Annotated in this window: 14 protein-coding genes; 6 read left to right on the top strand and 8 right to left on the bottom strand. The window is 54.2% G+C overall.

Annotated features, from left to right (window positions below; translation table 11 throughout):
- Positions 1–255: 255 nt before the first annotated feature.
- Positions 256–3,780 carry a pyruvate:ferredoxin (flavodoxin) oxidoreductase gene (nifJ, locus tag ACQG0T_RS12115; protein ID WP_032103605.1) on the bottom strand — a complete coding sequence of 1,175 codons (3,525 nt, stop codon included), beginning with the start codon at positions 3,778–3,780 and terminating at the stop codon, positions 256–258.
- 270 nt (positions 3,781–4,050) lie between these two features.
- Here nifJ and ACQG0T_RS12110 point away from each other — a divergent pair, with 270 nt between their 5' ends.
- Positions 4,051–4,317 (top strand): putative hemolysin, encoded by a 267-nt coding sequence (locus tag ACQG0T_RS12110; protein WP_003856935.1) that lies wholly within the window; start codon positions 4,051–4,053, stop codon positions 4,315–4,317.
- Between the two features lies 1 nt (position 4,318).
- On the opposite strand, the gene hslJ is transcribed toward ACQG0T_RS12110, so the two are convergent.
- From hslJ to ACQG0T_RS12090, 4 genes are all read right to left on the bottom strand, one after another.
- Positions 4,319–4,756 (bottom strand): heat shock protein HslJ, encoded by a 438-nt coding sequence (gene hslJ, locus ACQG0T_RS12105; protein ID WP_015570436.1) that lies wholly within the window; start codon positions 4,754–4,756, stop codon positions 4,319–4,321.
- A gap of 123 nt (positions 4,757–4,879) precedes the next feature.
- A complete protein-coding gene (locus ACQG0T_RS12100; RefSeq protein WP_017382264.1) occupies positions 4,880–5,008 on the bottom strand; it encodes a DUF2474 domain-containing protein in 129 nt (42 codons plus the stop codon).
- Positions 5,008–6,018, bottom strand: coding sequence for a cytochrome d ubiquinol oxidase subunit II (gene cydB, locus ACQG0T_RS12095; RefSeq protein WP_271040273.1), 1,011 nt, complete (start codon positions 6,016–6,018; stop codon positions 5,008–5,010). Before cydB ends, ACQG0T_RS12100 begins: the two co-directional genes overlap by 1 nt.
- A 5-nt stretch (positions 6,019–6,023) precedes the next feature.
- The gene (locus ACQG0T_RS12090) at positions 6,024–7,418 is read right to left on the bottom strand and encodes a cytochrome ubiquinol oxidase subunit I (RefSeq protein ID WP_032103603.1); all 1,395 of its coding nucleotides are present in this window, start codon (positions 7,416–7,418) and stop codon (positions 6,024–6,026) included.
- A 393-nt stretch (positions 7,419–7,811) separates the two neighbouring features.
- Between ACQG0T_RS12090 and ACQG0T_RS12085 the strand changes: the two genes are divergently transcribed.
- The 3 genes from ACQG0T_RS12085 (at position 7,812) to patD (ending at position 11,071) form a co-directional block, all read left to right on the top strand.
- Positions 7,812–8,000: a hypothetical protein gene (locus ACQG0T_RS12085; RefSeq protein ID WP_017693360.1), complete on the top strand. Its 189-nt coding sequence runs from the start codon at positions 7,812–7,814 to the stop codon at positions 7,998–8,000.
- An 82-nt stretch (positions 8,001–8,082) separates the two neighbouring features.
- On the top strand, positions 8,083–9,507 hold the full coding sequence (locus tag ACQG0T_RS12080; RefSeq protein WP_032103602.1) for a PLP-dependent aminotransferase family protein: 1,425 nt from the start codon (positions 8,083–8,085) through the stop codon (positions 9,505–9,507).
- Positions 9,508–9,646: 139 nt separating this feature from the next.
- Entirely contained in the window at positions 9,647–11,071 is a 1,425-nt protein-coding gene (gene patD, locus ACQG0T_RS12075) for an aminobutyraldehyde dehydrogenase (RefSeq protein ID WP_017382269.1), read from the top strand.
- Positions 11,072–11,106: 35 nt separating this feature from the next.
- Here patD and ACQG0T_RS12070 read toward each other — a convergent pair whose 3' ends face one another.
- From ACQG0T_RS12070 to ACQG0T_RS12060, 3 genes are read right to left on the bottom strand one after another with little or no spacing between them, the layout of a single operon-like run.
- Complete coding sequence (locus ACQG0T_RS12070; RefSeq protein ID WP_003856955.1) at positions 11,107–11,289, bottom strand: DUF1869 domain-containing protein; 183 nt, start codon at positions 11,287–11,289, stop codon at positions 11,107–11,109.
- Between the two features lie 3 nt (positions 11,290–11,292).
- Positions 11,293–11,646 carry a DUF1971 domain-containing protein gene (locus tag ACQG0T_RS12065; RefSeq protein ID WP_003856958.1) on the bottom strand — a complete coding sequence of 118 codons (354 nt, stop codon included), beginning with the start codon at positions 11,644–11,646 and terminating at the stop codon, positions 11,293–11,295.
- A 27-nt stretch (positions 11,647–11,673) separates the two neighbouring features.
- The gene (locus tag ACQG0T_RS12060; RefSeq protein WP_015570441.1) at positions 11,674–12,000 is read right to left on the bottom strand and encodes a DUF1971 domain-containing protein; all 327 of its coding nucleotides are present in this window, start codon (positions 11,998–12,000) and stop codon (positions 11,674–11,676) included.
- A 243-nt stretch (positions 12,001–12,243) separates the two neighbouring features.
- On the opposite strand from ACQG0T_RS12060, the gene ACQG0T_RS12055 reads away from it, so the two are divergent.
- A complete protein-coding gene (locus tag ACQG0T_RS12055) occupies positions 12,244–12,417 on the top strand; it encodes a GhoT/OrtT family toxin (protein ID WP_003856960.1) in 174 nt (57 codons plus the stop codon).
- Between the two features lie 86 nt (positions 12,418–12,503).
- Entirely contained in the window at positions 12,504–13,262 is a 759-nt protein-coding gene (locus ACQG0T_RS12050; protein ID WP_271040272.1) for an alpha/beta fold hydrolase, read from the top strand.
- Positions 13,263–13,275 lie beyond the last annotated feature (13 nt).

The following is a 13,275-nucleotide window of genomic DNA, read 5'->3' as shown; positions in this document are numbered from 1 at the left end:
TAAATGATGCGGTAGAAATAACGATTGATGCCATGAATGAATTATTATAATCAATACAAAATAAAAATTATTAATTACGTGGAAAACAAGGTAACCTTCACGCCGTTATATGCCTTTAAGATTTTTTCATCCATAATTCACGTGAATATTGTTCAGAACATTGAGGCAATTTTCACCGATCTTCTGGATTCGCCCGGTGCACGTGCATCGGGCTTTTTTTGGCAAAAAAATGCCCGGACATGCCGGGCATACAGGTTATTCGCTGGTCGATTTTTCGGCTTTCCCCGCCAGTTGCGCCAGGAAGTCATACCGCTTCTGTAGATCCGCTGCCGCATCCTTCCATAGCTGCTCTGCCACTTCTGGCTGTTGAGCGTTCAGCCTGCGGAAACGCTGCTCCTGAAGTAAGGTTTCGGCAAGGGCGTCTGACGGCGGACGCGAATCCAGCGCCAGCGGCAATTTCCCTTCATCGGCACGGCGCGGGTCGAAGCGGTACAGTGGCCAGAAGCCGGTTGCGGTGAGCTGACGCATCTGGTCGTGGCTGAGCGCCAGATCGTAGCCATGCTCCTCACACGGACTGTAGGCGATAATCAGCGACGGCCCTGGATACGCTTCCGCTTCCTGAATGGCTTTCACCGTCTGGTTGAGCTGCGCCCCCAGCGAAATCTGCGCGACGTAGACGTGTCCATACATCATCATGCTGACGCCCAAATCTTTACGCGCCTTGCGCTTGCCGTGCTCACCAAATTTCGTGACCGCCCCCAATGGCGTTGCTTTCGAGGCCTGTCCGCCGGTGTTGGAATAGCACTGAGTATCAAGCACCAGAATATTGACGTTTTCGGTCAGGCTCAGGACATGATCAAGACCGCCGAAACCAATATCGTAGGCCCACCCGTCGCCGCCGATCAGCCAGACAGATTTTTCAACCAGCGCGTCAGCATCAGTCAGGAATTGTTCAGCTCCTTCAACACCCTTAAGCGCGTTGCGCAGTTCAGCAACCTGCGCGCGACGAACGTCAGGTGTGGCCTCCGCATGCAGGGCATCATTCAGTTCTGCCGGGATCTTATCGGCAAACTGTGCGAGCAGACGCATTACGCGGGCGCGGTGCTGATCGACCGTCAGACGGAATCCCAGACCAAATTCTGCGTTGTCCTCGAAAAGCGAGTTTGCCCACGCCGGGCCGCGACCGTTCGCGTCGGTGGTGTATGGCGTGGACGGCAGGTTACCCCCGTAGATCGACGAGCAGCCCGTCGCGTTGGCAATCAGCATTCGGTCACCGTAAAGCTGAGTGAGCAGTTTGATATACGGTGTTTCGCCGCAGCCGGAGCACGCCCCGGAGTACTCGAAGAGCGGGGTGATGAGCTGCGAGGTACGAATGTCAATGCGTTCCAGCTTGTTGCGATCGATTTCGGGCAGGTCGAGGAAGAAATCATAATTCACTTTCTCTTCTTCAACATGTTCAAGACGCGACATCATATTGATGGCTTTGATTGACGGGTCCTGACGATCTTTCGCCGGGCACACCTCGACGCACAGGTTACAGCCGGTACAGTCTTCCGGCGCCACCTGTAGGACATATTTCTGACCACGCATATCGCGGGATTTTACATCCAGCGAGTGCAAACTTTCCGGCGCGCCATCTAACGCTTCTGGCGACACCACTTTGGCGCGAATGGCCGAGTGCGGGCAGGCCGCCACGCAGTGGTTGCACTGGGTGCACAGCTCTTCTTTCCAGATGGGAATCGCTTCGGCAATGTTGCGTTTTTCCCAGCGGGTCGTGCCCATCGGCCAGGTGCCGTCAGGCGGAAGCGCAGAGACGGGAAGGGTGTCGCCCAGTCCGGCAAGCATCGCCGCCGTGACGGTTTTGACGAAATCCGGGGCGGCGTCAGACACCACGGGCGGCCGGTTCGGACTGCTGGCATTGACCGGCTGCAACGGCACCGCGAACAGCGATTCGCGGGCCAGCGCCAGCGCCTGCCAGTTGCGCTCAACCAGCTCCTGACCTTTGCTGCTGTAGCTTTTGGCGATCGCCCCCTGGAGTTCCATCAGCGCGCTGTCGCCCGGCAGAATATTAGTCAGGTGGAAGAACGCCATCTGCATAACCGTATTGATACGCGCCGCCAGGCCGCATTCGCGGGCGATCTTCGCGGCGTTAATGACATACAGGCGCGCCTGTTTCTGGTTAAGCACTGCCTGGACTTCCTGGGGCAGGCGTGCCCAGACCTCGTCGGCGCTGTAAGGGGTGTTGATCAGGAAAATACCGCCGGGCTTCAGGCGCTCGGCCATCTGATATTTATCAATGAACTGGAGCTGGTGACAGCCAACAAAATCTGCCTGAGAAATCAGGTATGCCGAGCGGATCGGGTGTTCGCTGACGCGCAGGTGGGAAACGGTCAGTCCGCCCGCTTTTTTGGAGTCGTAGACGAAATATCCTTGCGCATACCACGGCGTAGAGTTGCCGATAATTTTGATGTTGTTCTTGGTCGCCGAGACGCTGCCGTCGCTACCCAGACCGTAGAACAGCGCTTCCAGTTTCGCATTCGAGGGCAGGGTGTTTTCCGGCAAGGGGAGAGAAAGGTTAGTCACGTCATCATAAATGCCGACCGTAAAGCGCGGCTTCGGTTTTGCCTCGCGGAGTTCAGCAAATACCGCCAGGACGCACTCCGGTCCGAACTCTTTGGAAGACAATCCATAACGCCCGCCAATGACGCGCGGCAGCGTTTCGCGCTCACCGCGGTTAAACGCCTCAGCCAGAGCGGTCATCACATCCAGATAAAGTGGCTCAGCCTGTGCGCCAGGCTCTTTGGTGCGGTCCAGTACCGCCACTGCACGCGCGCTGTCCGGCAGGGCTACGAGCAGGTGTTTCGCTGAGAAGGGACGGTAGAGGCGAACTTTGAGCACGCCAACTTTTTCACCACGCGTCAATAGCTCATCAACCACCTCTTCACAGGTGCCAATGGCGGAGCCCATCAGGACGATCACGCGCTCGGCCTGCGGATGACCGTAATATTCAAACGGCTTATATTCGCGGCCCGTCGCAGCGGCAAAATCGTCCATCGCCTGTTCAACGTGCTCATAGACCGCGTTGTACCACGGGTTTGTCGCCTCGCGGGACTGGAAATAGGTATCCGGGTTCGCAGAGGTACCCCGGATCACCGGATGTTCCGGATTGAGGGCGCGAGCGCGATGCGCATCGATGTCAGCCTGCGGCAGCAGATTAAGAATAGTGTCGTCCGGTAGCGGAACGATTTTATTGATCTCGTGGGACGTACGGAAACCATCGAAGAAATGAATAAATGGCACTCGGCTTTTCAGCGTGGCGATATGCGAAATCAGCGCGAAGTCCTGCGCTTCCTGCACGCTGCTGGCGCAGAGCATAGCGCAGCCGGTCTGACGCACGGCCATCACATCTGAGTGGTCGCCAAAAATAGAGAGAGCGTGAGTGGCTACGGTGCGTGCGGCAACGTGCAACACAAACGGCGTTAATTGCCCTGCCAGCTTGTAAAGCGTGGGGATCATCAACAGCAGCCCCTGAGACGACGTGAACGAGGTCGACAGGGCACCGGTCTGCAACGCACCATGCACGGTGGCAATGGCACCGGCTTCGGACTGCATCTCTACAACCCGCGGGACATCGCCCCAGACGTTTTTTATCCCATTACCAGCCCAGGCGTCAGCCTGTTCAGCCATCGTGGAGCTGGGAGTGATGGGGTAGATGGCGATCACTTCGCTGGTACGAAACGCAACAGACGCGACTGCACCATTGCCGTCAATAGTTTGCATAGGACAACACCCTTACATTGCGCAAAAAGAGGGGCCTGAAAAACGACGACAGACCCTGAATATTATCTGTGTATTTTAGCAAAGCTCAGGTTTTACGATTTTCGCTTTTGTGTCCTTGGTATGCGCTGTATCAATGACTCGATGGCTACTCGCGTTAAAAAATTGCGAGAAATTGTAACCAGGGCGCATAAATACGCACATCCGCTCTCGACGATGCGGCGCGTGATGCCTATTATGCATAGGTTTCGCGTTAATTATGGGGAGGAAGGTATGCGTTCAGCATTTTGGGTCGGATGTGCCGCGTTACTGTTGTCGGCATGCAGCAATGAACCTGTACAGCAGGCGACAGCGGCACACGTTACGCCGGGTATGCGAGCGGCGATGTCCAGTTCAGGTCAGGCCAACTGCGCAATGATCGGCGGTTCACTCTCCGTTGCCCGTCAGCTCGACGGCTCCGCCATCGGCATGTGCGCATTGCCAAATGGCAAACGCTGTAGTGAGCAGTCGCTTGCCGTAGGTTCGTGCGGAAGTTACTGAGTTATTCGACTCGCTTAAACATCAATGTTTTATTGGCTGTCGCCAGCGTTAACTGGTCTTCGGTCAGGTCTACCTGTGCGCCTGTGCGTAGCATATCGGCGATGGTCTGATCCAGTTCATTTAGCTGCGGCTCGGTGCAGAGTTTCCGCGTCATTGCCAGCGTTTTGACCGTCAACTCTCCTTCGGACAGTTTCCCCTGGCCGTTGAAGCCGTTGCACATTGTGCCGGAGACGACAATGTTGTTAATCAGGCTGATATTGGGTTGCGCACTGAAGCGAATTTCAGGCTGCGTTTTCCCGCCTTTAACCGCTTTGCCATCCACATTTTCCAGAACGAAACGATGATTCTCTAGCTGTTCGGTCTGAACGGAGGCTTTACCAGGATTAACGCATCCAGCCAGTGCGAGGCTGATTAAACTTACTGCCGCGAGCTTTTTCATTTTTTTTCTCAAACTATCAATACCGTAAATATTTTTTCAGTGTAACCATACCCTCCTGGGTGTTAATGGGGTTTATCTGAAAGTGCGGGAAGGGACCGGGCGGCGGCGCACCCGGTCAGTGAGTTAGTGCGATTTAAATCCGGCTGCGGTCATCAGCATTTTAAAGAGCATACTTACGCAGGCCAGCGCCAGAACGCTGCCGCCCCAGATGATGGCAAGCCACATCAAACGTTTCCATACAGGTTGTTGCATCAGTGATAACCCTCCCCATGCTGTACTTTTCCGCGAAAAACGTAATAACTCCAGAAGGTGTAGACCAGAATCACGGGAATGATCAACAGTGCACCCACTAACATAAAGCCCTGGCTTTGGGCTGGCGCAGCGGCCTGCCACAGGGTAATGTCCGGCGGGATAATATGCGGCCAGATGCTGATCCCAAGCCCGCTAAAGCCAAGAAAAACCAGCCCTAAAGTCATAATAAACGGCAGAGTATGGCTCGCAGGATCATTCAGGCAGCGCCACTGGCACAGACTCAGGATCGCAACCAGCGCAGGAACGGGCAGCAGATAAAACAGATTCGGCAGCGTAAACCAGCGCGCAGCAATAGCTGGTTGGGCGAGAGGGGTCCAGATACTGATTACTGCAATGAATACCAGAAGCAGGAGCAGAAGCACTTTCGATACCTGACGCATCCGCTGTTGCAGGGCATTTTCGCTTTTCATTACCAGCCACGTTGAACCTAGCAGCGCGTAAGCCACTACAAGACCCGCACCGCAGAAAAAATTGAACGCGGTAAACCAGTCAAACGGACCACCGCTGTAAGCGCGACCAGTGACGCTGAACCCATGGATGACCGCGCCGACGGTGATGCCCTGGCTAAAGGTCGCCACAATTGATCCACCAATAAAGGCCTTATCCCAGAACGGGCGGTGCGCCGGAGTGGCCTTGAAGCGAAATTCGAAGGCGACGCCACGAAATATAAGCCCGATCAGCATTATTGTCAGTGCAATGGTTAGCGCGTCGATGATAACCGCATAGGCGAGAGGAAAGGCGCCAAACAGGGCCGCACCGCCAAGCACCAGCCAGGTTTCGTTGCCATCCCAGACGGGAGCCACGCTATTGACCATCACGTCGCGGTCTTCCGCATTCGGCGTTGCCGGAAACAGGATGCCTATCCCCAAATCAAAACCGTCCATCACGATATACATCAACGTGGCGAAAACGATAATCACGAACCAGATAATGGAAAGATCGATACCCATTACGGTTACTCCTTAAATTCAGTGGTGACGGCAGAAAGCGGACGAGCAGGGCGGCCATCGGATTCAGTCGCGAAGGATTCATGGGGCTGCGGCCCTTTTTTAATCAGACGCACCATATAGCTGTAACCCACGCCGAATACCGCGGTATAAACCACGAAGAAGGCCAGCAAACTGACGCTCATGTGCAGATCGCCATGCGCGGAAACCGCATCCTTTGTACGCTGTAGACCATAGACGACCCAGGGCTGGCGGCCGACCTCCGTTGTTACCCATCCGGCGAGGATCGCGATCAGCCCGGACGGCCCCATCAGCAGGGCAAACCACAGGAAGGAACGTGAGGTATAAAGGCGCTGTTTATAACGCAGCCAGATTGCCGTCACGCCCAGGAGCAGCATCAACATTCCCAGGCCGGCCATGATGCGGAAAGACCAGAAGACAATGGTGGCGTTCGGGCGATCTTCTTTTGGGAACTCCTTCAATGCCGGAACCTGTTTATCGAGACTGTGGGTCAGGATCAGGCTGCCGAGAGCGGGAATTTCCAGGCCAAAACGGGTCCGTTCCTGCTCCATATCCGGCCAGCCAAATAGCAGCAGTGGGGTAGGCTCACCCGGCGGATTCTCCCAGTGGCCTTCTATGGCGGCTATTTTCGCTGGCTGGTGTTTTAAGGTGTTAAGTCCGTGCATATCCCCCACCAGCGCCTGGACTGGGGCCACGATCAACGTCATCCACAACGCCATGGAAAACATGGTGCGAATAGCGGGCGTATTGTTTCCGCGCAGCAAATGCCAGGCCGCGGAAGCACCGACAAACAGCGCGCTGCTGAGAAATGCCGCTATTGACATGTGCAGCAGGCGGTAAGGGAAGGAGGGGTTAAACACCACGGCAAACCAGTCCACCGGAACGACCTGACCGTTGATGATTTCATACCCTTGCGGTGTCTGCATCCAGCTGTTTGACGAGAGGATCCAGAACGTAGACATGAGGGTCCCCAGTGCGACCATGCAGGTCGAAAAGAAGTGCAGCCCCGGCCCGACCTTATTCCAGCCAAACAACATTACCCCGAGGAACCCCGCCTCAAGGAAGAACGCGGTAAGCACTTCATAGGTCAGCAGGGGGCCGGTAATACTGCCCGCGAACTGCGAAAACCCACTCCAGTTAGTGCCAAACTGATAAGCCATCACCAGGCCAGAGACCACGCCCATCCCAAAGTTGACGGCGAAGATCTTCGACCAGAAATGGTACAGCGAGCGCCAGACGGGATTTTTTGTTTTCAACCACAGCCCTTCCAGCACGGCGAGATAGCTCGCCAGGCCAATGGTTATCGCCGGAAAAATAATATGAAAGGATACGGTAAAGGCGAACTGTATTCGCGCAAGATGAAACGCATCTGGACCAAACATGCACTGCCTCAATGTTAAACGGTGTACTGTTATGATAGAGAGGCGGCAAGTGAGATATCAGAAGCAGAAATCGATAATTTATCTATAACAGTTGTGGGAAAAGGTGAACTTTATCTGGCTGATATAGGTAACAAGGAAGAATAAAAAATTTCTTTTTATGATTTTTACGCATTAAACAGCTTGCTTTGTCGCCAGCAACATGCGTTAATGGATTTCTGGTTTTGAATCCAAATAAATATCTGACGTAGTTTTATAAAGCAGTTCTCATCACGTTGTGCCTCTCCGCAGCCTCTCTTGGGTCTTTATCTACATTCCGATTAGTTTTGTATCGAACCATTTATTGCCTGATCGGCTCATGAGTAATTTACGTTTTTACGTTTACAGGAGAATCCTATGACTTCTTATATCCATTTCCGCTGCCCATGCTGTCATGGCTCGCAGTACCGCACCTCAGCTTTTGATGTGTCTGACAAAAATCCGTTCGGCGCGAAATGCATTTTCTGCAAATCGTCGATGATCACGCTCGACCACCTGGCCGCAGCGCGTTCTGCTCAGAATCACATTACAGAGTACCGCAAGTAATCTGCCGCGTTTCCTATAACAGTTAGCAAAATCTTCTCTTTTTCTCCTGCTGATATACACTGTCAGCAATAAGGAGAATCTGATGAAAAAATACCAGCGTCTGGCGCAACAAATTATCTCGCAGATTGAGCTTGGCGTATGGTTGCCGGGCGATAAGCTGCCTTCTCTGCGAGAGCAGGTGGCAAGCAGCGGCATGAGTTTTATGACCGTGGGCCACGCGTATCAGATGCTGGAAAGTCAGGGGCGCATTGTTGCCAGACCGCAGTCAGGCTATTACGTTGCCGCCCGCCCGATCACACACCAGCCTGCACCGCCCGCGCAGGTGATGCGCGATGAAGTGGTCGACATCAACACCTATATTTTCGACGTGCTACAGGCCAGCCGCGACCCCTCCGTTGTCCCTTTTGCCTCGGCGTTTCCCGATCCGCGCCTTTTCCCGCTTCAGCAACTCAACCGATCGCTGGCTAACGTCAGCAAAACGGCTACCGCCATGAGCGTGATCGAAAACCTGCCGCCGGGTAACGTCGACTTACGTCATGCCATTGCCCGTCGCTACGCTCAGCAGGGAATGAATATCTCCCCGGATGAAATTGTGATCACCGCGGGCGCGCTTGAGGCGCTTAACCTCAGTTTGCAGGCTGTGACTGAACCAGGGGACTGGGTTATCGTTGAAAACCCCTGTTTTTATGGCGCACTCCAGGCGCTTGAACGTCTGAAACTGAAAGCGCTGTCGGTTGCCACTGACGTGCGTGAGGGCATCGATCTCAGTGCCCTTGAGCAGGCGTTAAATGATTATCCGGTGAAAGCCTGCTGGCTGATGACCAACAGTCAGAACCCGCTCGGCTTCACGCTGAGTGCAGAGAAGAAAGCTCAGCTGGTGGCCTTACTCACCCGGCATAACGTCACGCTGATTGAAGACGATGTTTACAGCGAACTCTACTTTGGCCGCGAAAAGCCGCTTCCGGCAAAGGCCTGGGATAAGCAGGATATGACGTTGCACTGCTCCTCATTCTCCAAGTGTCTGGTGGCCGGTTTCCGTATTGGCTGGGTGGCGGCGGGAAAACATGCGCGCCGTATTCAGCAGTTGCAGCTGATGAGTACGTTGTCCACCAGCTCTCCCATGCAACTGGCGCTGGTGGATTACCTGGCGACCAAACGTTACGACGCCCACCTTCGTCGCCTGCGACGCACGCTTGCTGAACGCAAACAGCAGGCCTGGCAATCGCTTTTGCGTCATATGCCTGCTGGTGTCAAAATCCATCACAACGACAGCGGCTATTTTTTATGGCTGGAACTACCTGAACAGCTGGATGCGGGGCGGTTGAGTGAGAAGGCGTTAACCCATCAAATTAGCATTGCGCCCGGCAAGATGTTTTCCACCTCCAATATCTGGACACCGTTTTTCCGTTTCAATACCTCATGGGGCTGGGGCGAGCGGGAAGAGCAGGCGGTCATCCAGCTGGCGGGGTTAATCCGCGAAATGATGCTGCACCCAGTCACACCTTGATGAAAATTCCTGAAGCGACATAACGCGCAGTCTACCTTTAGTAAGGGAGCGCGGATTGGTAACGTGACGTTGTCACGTACCGACCCGCCAGAACGTGTGCTGACAGCGAAAACAATGTCGATTTCAACAGGACGATGCTATGCAAAATCAATTGCTGATTAATGGTGAACTGGTGACCGGCGAAGGTGAGAAGCAGGCGGTTTACAATCCTGCCACGGGTGAAGTGCTGCTGGAGATGGCTGAAGCGTCGGCAGCACAGGTGGACGCTGCCGTCCAGGCGGCCGATCGCGCATTCACAGAGTGGGGACAAACGACGCCGAAAACGCGCGCCGAATGTCTGTTGAAACTGGCTGATGTGATAGAAGCCAACGCTGACGCGTTCGCAAAACTGGAGTCCCTTAACTGCGGGAAACCGCTGCACTGTGTCCAGGGGGACGAGATCCCGGCCGTGGTCGATGTGTTTCGCTTCTTTGCCGGGGCCGCCCGCTGCCTGAACGGGCTGGCTGCCGGAGAATATCTTGAAGGACATACCTCGATGATCCGCCGCGACCCGGTTGGCGTTGTCGCCTCTATTGCCCCCTGGAACTATCCTCTGATGATGGCGGCGTGGAAGCTGGCGCCCGCGCTGGCGGCGGGAAACTGTGTCGTCATCAAGCCGTCTGAAATCACCCCGTTGACGGCGCTGAAGCTGGCGGAACTGGCGAAAGATATCTTCCCGCCAGGTGTGCTGAACGTGCTGTTTGGTCGCGGAAAAACCGTAGGAGATCCGCTGACCGGCCACGAAAAAGTCCGTATGGTTTCTCTCACCGGCTCTATTGCTACCGGAGAACATATTATCGGGCATACCGCATCTTCAGTTAAACGTACCCATATGGAATTGGGCGGAAAAGCCCCGGTCATTGTCTTTGACGATGCAGATTTGGATGCCGTGGTTGAAGGCGTGCGTACGTTTGGTTTCTACAATGCTGGTCAGGATTGTACCGCAGCCTGTCGTATCTATGCCCAGAAGGGGATTTACCCCGCGCTGGTCGAAAAGCTGGGCGCAGCCGTTGCCAGCCTGAAAATGGGCGCGCCGGACGATGCGTCAACCGAGCTGGGACCGCTCAGCTCCGCAGCGCATCTTTCCCGCGTTTGCGCTGCCGTGGACGAAGCCAAAACCCTTGGACATATCCGCGTCGTCACCGGTGGCAGTAAAAGTGAGGGGGCAGGATATTACTTCCAGCCAACGCTGCTGGCCGGGGCGAAGCAGGAAGATGCGATCGTCCAGCGAGAAGTGTTTGGCCCGGTGGTCAGTGTGACAGAATTTGAGGATGAAGCGCAGGTGCTGAACTGGGCTAACGATTCGCAATACGGCCTGGCCTCGTCCGTCTGGACAAAAGACGTCGGACGCGCCCATCGCCTCAGCGCACGGTTGCAGTATGGCTGCACCTGGGTCAATACCCATTTTATGCTGGTGAGCGAAATGCCGCACGGCGGGATGAAGTTATCCGGTTATGGCAAAGATATGTCGGTCTACGGACTTGAGGATTACACGGTAGTCCGGCATGTAATGATCAAACACTAAACCTTCATGCCCGGCGCAGTGCCGGGCGATTCAGCTTACCAGCCACAGACCTCGTGTTCATTTTCCGTATCGTAGGCGCGAACGGTGTTCACCAGATCCTTCACGACATCTGCCGCGACGTCCGGGATCAACAGCTCCATTGGCGCTTCTGTTTCATAATCCACCGACACGCCGTTGCTGTTGTTGGTGACGGTCACGGTATAGGTAGCCTTACCCATTATTTACTCCTTATGCGTGTTGACCACTTTACCGATGCCCGCACCGCTGAGCGTGACGGCAGGATCCGCGAAAAAGTCGATATTAAAATAGGTGTCGTCGGTCAGTAGCTCAATGCGGTGCCATTTTTGGGGTGGGGAGATGCCAAAAGAACCGGCCTCAATAACCACTTCCAGATCGGGTTCGGTGGCGTCGCCATCGGCAAAGCCAAAGTAACGCACCGCACCCTGCATGACGGACAACCGACCGTACACGCCGGCTTTGGTGTTGTGATGGGTAAAAAGCGCTTTTGGGGCGGTCTCTTTATTCCAGAACGGCGTCGAGCGGGTATGAACAAAGTTTTCAGGAATACGTAACATCATAGTTTCCTTCATGTTGGCGGGTGCTTAAAGGGATTTAAGCACCTCAGGTTCAACAAAGAATTCAATATTGAACAGGGTGTCGTCGGTCATCACCTCAATGTGGTGCCATCTCTCTGGCGGGAAAACGCCGAAACGACCCGCTTCAATGACGAGCTCGCTGTCAGGCTCAGGTGTGAATTCATCAGCATAGCCCAGATAACGCACTGCGCCACGCATCACCGACAGGCGAGGGTAAACGCCCGGACGCGTGCCCGTATCCAGGTGACGTTTAAAAATACCGGCGGGGGCCGTTTCTTTGTTCCAGAAAGGCGTGGAACGGGTGTGAATGCAACTCTGCGGAATGCGTAGCATGTTTCCTCCCTTAAAAGCCTGCTGTTATTAAACTGCTTTCTGCGGGGATGGATTTATCAAAAAGTGCATTTAATATGCACCTTATCAATAATAACCGTTTTGCTTTACCCGGCGTTGTTACACAAGATACTCAGTTGTTATTATCCTTAGTATTTAAGTGGTTATGATGTAACGAAAAAACTTGATCTGTGTCAACATATGACGCATATTGCGTGCGGTTATTTTTCGGCTCAGGTAAACAGAATGACGTTGTATCAAAAGATGTTGGTGTTCTACGCAATCATGGCCTCCATCTGCGCATTAATCACCTGGTTCCTTTCTAAAGATCGTAAACGTATTCGCCTGTTGAGCGCATTCCTGGTGGGTTCCACCTGGCCGATGAGCTTTCCTGTTGCCCTGTTGATCTCTCTTTTCTGAAGCACGCTTCCAGAATCGGCATCCAGACATAGCATTCCATACATTGAGGCTGTATAAATATACAGTCTGTCCTACATGGAGTGCTTATGAACAGTTTCTATTCGCAGCAAGCAGGCTGCACTGTGCGCTGGCAGGATCTTCCCGGTTTCGGTGACCCGGTTGTGTTTATTCACGGGTTGGGCTGTGCATCGTCGTATGAATATCCTCGTATTGTCTGTGATACCCGTTTCGGGGGGCGCAGAGCCATTCTGATCGATCTTCCCGGTAGCGGTTACAGTGACAAACCTGACAACTACCGTTATCGCACGAGCGAACAGGCGCTGGTGGTTGTTGAACTGTTAAACCATCTCGGCCTGGATAGTCTATGGCTCTATGGTCATAGCATGTGGGGGAGTATCGCGATCGAGACGGCAACGTTGTTAACGTCGCGCGTTAAGGGCCTGATAGTGTCTGAACCCAATTTTCATGCGGGTGGCGGGATGTTCAGCCGAGCAATTGCGGCCCAAACGGAACAACATTTTCTGGCTCAGGGCTATGATGACATGCTTCGGGCGGAAACGTCGCCGTGGGCTGGAAGCCTTCAAAGCAATGCTCCCTGGGCCGTCTGGCGCGGCGCAACAAGCCTGGTCGAGGGCGTTAAACCTGACTGGGAACACCTGTTCTTGTCATTGCGCTGCCCGGTAATGTTAGTTTTTGGTGAGCGATCCTTGCCTGATGACGACTTTAATCGCCTGCAACAAAACGGCGTTGCTGTAAAAATTATCCCTGATGCGGGCCATTCAATGTCCTGGGAAAACCCGTCAGCGTTGGCTCAGGCTTTATCTGGATTCATACACGGCTCATGAATGGGCAGCCCGC

It is taken from the genome of Enterobacter cloacae complex sp. 302F9 (assembly GCF_050030335.1).
GTDB lineage: Bacteria > Pseudomonadota > Gammaproteobacteria > Enterobacterales > Enterobacteriaceae > Enterobacter > Enterobacter hormaechei_C.
The sequence above is the reverse complement of the archived record's forward strand: the minus strand, read 5'-3'. Positions and strand labels throughout refer to the sequence as shown.